Source organism: Cellulomonas uda (assembly GCF_006538705.1).
Taxonomy (GTDB): domain Bacteria; phylum Actinomycetota; class Actinomycetes; order Actinomycetales; family Cellulomonadaceae; genus Cellulomonas; species Cellulomonas uda.
Genome location: NZ_BJLP01000085.1, coordinates 1 through 5,528 on the forward strand (window position 1 = coordinate 1; position 5,528 = coordinate 5,528).

Below are 5,528 nucleotides of genomic sequence, written 5' to 3' on the forward strand. Positions count from 1 at the left end.
GGATGCGCGTCTGTTCCTTGAGAACTCAACAGTGTGCCAAGTAGTCGATGCCATATGGCCTGCCTGATGTTGTCGGGTGGGTTGTTGGTTGAGATGGGGATCTGCCGTCCACCCCGTGGGTGGTGGGTCCTTGATTGAAGCCGAATCTTGGTCCGTTCGGACCGTTCGTAATGTTTGTTGCCTGGTTTCCGGATCGGGTGGCGCAAGACATTGACGGAGAGTTTGATTCTGGCTCAGGACGAACGCTGGCGGCGTGCTTAACACATGCAAGTCGAACGGTGAAGACCAGCTTGCTGGTTGGATCAGTGGCGAACGGGTGAGTAACACGTGAGCAACCTGCCCTTCACTCTGGGATAAGCCCTGGAAACGGGGTCTAATACCGGATATGACATTCCTGCGCATGTGGGGGTGTGGAAAGATTTATCGGTGGGGGATGGGCTCGCGGCCTATCAGCTTGTTGGTGGGGTGATGGCCTACCAAGGCGACGACGGGTAGCCGGCCTGAGAGGGCGACCGGCCACACTGGGACTGAGACACGGCCCAGACTCCTACGGGAGGCAGCAGTGGGGAATATTGCACAATGGGCGCAAGCCTGATGCAGCGACGCCGCGTGAGGGATGACGGCCTTCGGGTTGTAAACCTCTTTCAGCAGGGAAGAAGCGCAAGTGACGGTACCTGCAGAAGAAGCGCCGGCTAACTACGTGCCAGCAGCCGCGGTGATACGTAGGGCGCAAGCGTTGTCCGGAATTATTGGGCGTAAAGAGCTCGTAGGCGGTTAGTCGCGTCTGCTGTGAAAACTCGAGGCTCAACCTCGGGCTTGCAGTGGGTACGGGCTGACTAGAGTGCGGTAGGGGTGACTGGAATTCCTGGTGTAGCGGTGGAATGCGCAGATATCAGGAGGAACACCGATGGCGAAGGCAGGTCACTGGGCCGCAACTGACGCTGAGGAGCGAAAGCATGGGGAGCGAACAGGATTAGATACCCTGGTAGTCCATGCCGTAAACGTTGGGCACTAGGTGTGGGACCCATTCCACGGGTTCCGTGCCGCAGCTAACGCATTAAGTGCCCCGCCTGGGGAGTACGGCCGCAAGGCTAAAACTCAAAGAAATTGACGGGGGCCCGCACAAGCGGCGGAGCATGCGGATTAATTCGATGCAACGCGAAGAACCTTACCAAGGCTTGACATACACCGGAAAAGTGCAGAGATGTGCTCCCCGTAAGGTCGGTGTACAGGTGGTGCATGGTTGTCGTCAGCTCGTGTCGTGAGATGTTGGGTTAAGTCCCGCAACGAGCGCAACCCTCGTCCCATGTTGCCAGCGGGTTATGCCGGGGACTCATGGGAGACTGCCGGGGTCAACTCGGAGGAAGGTGGGGATGACGTCAAATCATCATGCCCCTTATGTCTTGGGCTTCACGCATGCTACAATGGCCGGTACAAAGGGCTGCGATACCGTAAGGTGGAGCGAATCCCAAAAAGCCGGTCTCAGTTCGGATTGGGGTCTGCAACTCGACCCCATGAAGTCGGAGTCGCTAGTAATCGCAGATCAGCAACGCTGCGGTGAATACGTTCCCGGGCCTTGTACACACCGCCCGTCAAGTCACGAAAGTCGGTAACACCCGAAGCCGGTGGCCCAACCCTTGGGGGGGAGCCGTCGAAGGTGGGACTGGCGATTGGGACTAAGTCGTAACAAGGTAGCCGTACCGGAAGGTGCGGCTGGATCACCTCCTTTCTAAGGAGCATCTGGCAGCTGGCCGGCCCTGTCGTGGGGTGGGTGCAGGTGTCCAGGCCCATGCCCGTGCCGAGTGTGTGCGGGGTGGTGCTCACGGGTGGAACATCGACTATGGCCTGCTGTTGTGGCAGGTGGTGCCTAGTACGCCTTCGGTCTTCGGGTCGGGGGGAGGGAACGGTTGCTGCCTGGTGCGGTGGTGGGTCTGGCACGCTGTTGGGTCCTGAGGGAACAGCCGGTTGGTTGTTGTCTCGGGGTCGTGCTCCTGGTCTGGTCCCTTGTGTGGGGTCCGGGTCGGGGGTGGTGGCCTTCGGGTCGTCACTGGTCGCGTACCGCGTCGCCTTCGGGTGGTGGCTGGCGGGCTGGGTGTGGCGGGTCGGTCGTTGCTTGAGAACTGCACAGTGGACGCGAGCATCTTTGTAAAGTCTTTGTGGTCAAGTTTATAAGGGCACAGGGTGGATGCCTTGGCACTAGGAGCCGATGAAGGACGTTGTAGCCTGCGATAAGCCTCGGGGAGTTGGCAAACGAACCGTGATCCGAGGATCTCCGAATGGGGAAACCCCGCCGCAGTCATGTGCGGTGACCCACACCTGAATATATAGGGTGTGTGGAGGGAACGCCGGGAAGTGAAACATCTCAGTACCGGCAGGAAGAGATATTCCGTGAGTAGTGGCGAGCGAAAGCGGATCAGGCCAAACCGATCGCGTGTTCAAGCCGGCAGGCGTTGCGCGTTCGGGGTTGTGGGACCTTTCAGTCAGGACTGCCGTCCTGGCAGGGAGTCAGAAAGTCGCGTCATAGTCGAAGGGCATTGAAAGGCCCGGCACAGAGGGTGGTACCCCCGTAGACGAAATGGCGTGGCCTCCCGAGAGGGATCCCAAGTAGCTCCGGGCCCGAGAAACCTGGAGTGAATCTGCACAGACCACTGTGTAAGCCTAAATACTACCTAGTGACCGATAGCGGACAAGTACCGTGAGGGAAAGGTGAAAAGTACCCCGGGAGGGGAGTGAAATAGTACCTGAAACCGTGTGCCTACAATCCGTCGGAGCCTCCCTAGCAGGGGTGACGGCGTGCCTTTTGAAGAATGAGCCTGCGAGTTAGTGGTACGTGGCGAGGTTAACCCGTGTGGGGAAGCCGTAGCGAAAGCGAGTCCGAATAGGGCGTTCATAGTCGCGTGCTCTAGACCCGAAGCGAAGTGATCTAGCCATGGGCAGGTTGAAGCGCGGGTAAGACCGCGTGGAGGACCGAACCCACCTGGGTTGAAAACCGGGGGGATGACCTGTGGTTAGGGGTGAAAGGCCAATCAAACTTCGTGATAGCTGGTTCTCCCCGAAATGCATTTAGGTGCAGCGTCACGCGTTTCTTGCCGGAGGTAGAGCTACTGGATAGCCGATGGGCCCCACCAGGTTACTGACGTTAGCCAAACTCCGAATGCCGGTAAGCCAGAGCGTGGCAGTGAGACTGCGGGGGATAAGCTCCGTAGTCGAGAGGGAAACAGCCCAGACCACCAGCTAAGGCCCCTAAGCGTGTGCTAAGTGGGAAAGGATGTGGAGTTGCACAGACAACCAGGAGGTTGGCTTAGAAGCAGCCACCCTTGAAAGAGTGCGTAATAGCTCACTGGTCAAGTGATTCCGCGCCGACAATGTAGCGGGGCTCAAGCACACCGCCGAAGCTGTGGCATTCACACTTTCGACAAGCCTTCGTGGTTCAGTCGTGTGGATGGGTAGGGGAGCGTCGTGTGGCGGGTGAAGCAGCGGGGTAACCCAGTTGTGGACGCCACACGAGTGAGAATGCAGGCATGAGTAGCGAATGACGGGTGAGAAACCCGTCCGCCGAATGACCAAGGGTTCCAGGGCCAGGCTAATCCGCCCTGGGTAAGTCGGGACCTAAGGCGAGGCCGACAGGCGTAGTCGATGGACAACGGGTTGATATTCCCGTACCGGCGAAGGACCGCCCATACCGAGCCCGGTGATGCTCACCGTCCGAGCCTGTGCACCGTGGCCTTCGGGCCGCACCGCACAGGGGAGCACGGGACCCGAACCGGTAGTAGGTAAGCGTATTAACAGGGGTGACGCAGGAAGGTAGCCAAGCGTGGCGATGGTTGTCCACGTCCAAGGTCGTAGGGCGAGGTGTAGGCAAATCCGCACCTCATGAAGCCTGAGAGCTGACGGTGACCGCGATAGCGGGAATCTGGTGATCCTATGCTGCCTAGAAAAGCCTCGACGCGAGGTCCTAGCCGCCCGTACCCCAAACCGACTCAGGTGGTCAGGTAGAGAATACCAAGGCGATCGAGCGAATCGTGGTTAAGGAACTCGGCAAAATGCCCCCGTAACTTCGGGAGAAGGGGGGCCTGAAGCGTGAACCGACTTGCTCGGGGAGCGTGGAGGGCCGCAGAGACCAGGGAGAAGCGACTGTTTACTAAAAACACAGGTCCGTGCGAAGTCGCAAGACGATGTATACGGACTGACGCCTGCCCGGTGCTGGAAGGTTAAGAGGACGGGTCAGCCGCAAGGCGAAGCTCAGAATTTAAGCCCCAGTAAACGGCGGTGGTAACTATAACCATCCTAAGGTAGCGAAATTCCTTGTCGGGTAAGTTCCGACCTGCACGAATGGCGTAACGACTTCTCCGCTGTCTCAACCGCGAACTCGGCGAAATTGCACTACGAGTAAAGATGCTCGTTACGCGCAGCAGGACGGAAAGACCCCGGGACCTTTACTATAGCTTGGTATTGGTGTTCGGTGCGGCTTGTGTAGGATAGGTGGGAGACTGTGAAGCCGGCACGCCAGTGTCGGTGGAGTCATCGTTGAAATACCACTCTGGTCGCTCTGGATATCTAACCTCGGTCCGTGATCCGGACCAGGGACAGTGCCTGGTGGGTAGTTTAACTGGGGCGGTTGCCTCCTAAAATGTAACGGAGGCGCTCAAAGGTTCCCTCAGCCTGGTTGGCAATCAGGTGGCGAGTGCAAGTGCACAAGGGAGCTTGACTGTGAGACAGACATGTCGAGCAGGGACGAAAGTCGGAACTAGTGATCCGGCGGTGGCTTGTGGAAGCGCCGTCGCTCAACGGATAAAAGGTACCCCGGGGATAACAGGCTGATCTTGCCCAAGAGTCCATATCGACGGCATGGTTTGGCACCTCGATGTCGGCTCGTCGCATCCTGGGGCTGGAGTAGGTCCCAAGGGTTGGGCTGTTCGCCCATTAAAGCGGTACGCGAGCTGGGTTTAGAACGTCGTGAGACAGTTCGGTCCCTATCCGCTGCGCGCGCAGGAAACTTGAGAAGGGCTGTCCCTAGTACGAGAGGACCGGGACGGACGAACCTCTGGTGTGCCAGTTGTTCCGCCAGGAGCACGGCTGGTTGGCTACGTTCGGAAGGGATAACCGCTGAAAGCATCTAAGCGGGAAGCCTGCTTCAAGATGAGGTTTCCACGCCCCTCGGGGCGAGAGGCTCCCAGCTAGAACACTGGGTCGATAGGCCGGATGTGGAAGGCAGGACTAACGACTGCCGCAGCTGACCGGTACTAATCAGCCGACAACTTCACCACAACTTTCATTGCTACGCGTCCACTGTGCGGTTCCCGAGAAACGAACGACACTGCTCGGCTCCGGTCGAACCAGTCCCGTTCACAACTCGACAACGTTACGGCGGTCATAGCGAAGGGGAAACGCCCGGTCCCATTCCGAACCCGGAAGCTAAGCCCTTCAGCGCCGATGGTACTGCACTCGCCAGGGTGTGGGAGAGTAGGACGCCGCCGGACACCATTCAGAAGAAGCCACCCCACACGGGGTGGCTTCTTCTGTTTTCC

3 rRNA genes are annotated in these 5,528 nt (G+C 58.6%); all 3 read left to right on the forward strand.

The features are described from left to right. Window positions 1-210: 210 nt before the first annotated feature. The 3 genes from CUD01_RS16045 to rrf all read left to right on the forward strand — a co-directional run bounded on the left by CUD01_RS16045 (window position 211) and on the right by rrf (window position 5,480). Window positions 211-1,729 (forward strand): 16S ribosomal RNA (locus tag CUD01_RS16045). A 429-nt stretch (window positions 1,730-2,158) separates the two neighbouring features. Continuing rightward, window positions 2,159-5,267, forward strand: a 23S ribosomal RNA gene (locus CUD01_RS16050). A 96-nt stretch (window positions 5,268-5,363) separates the two neighbouring features. After that, window positions 5,364-5,480 (forward strand): 5S ribosomal RNA (gene rrf / locus CUD01_RS16055). The 16S, 23S and 5S rRNA genes sit together here, the layout of an rRNA operon. Window positions 5,481-5,528 lie beyond the last annotated feature (48 nt).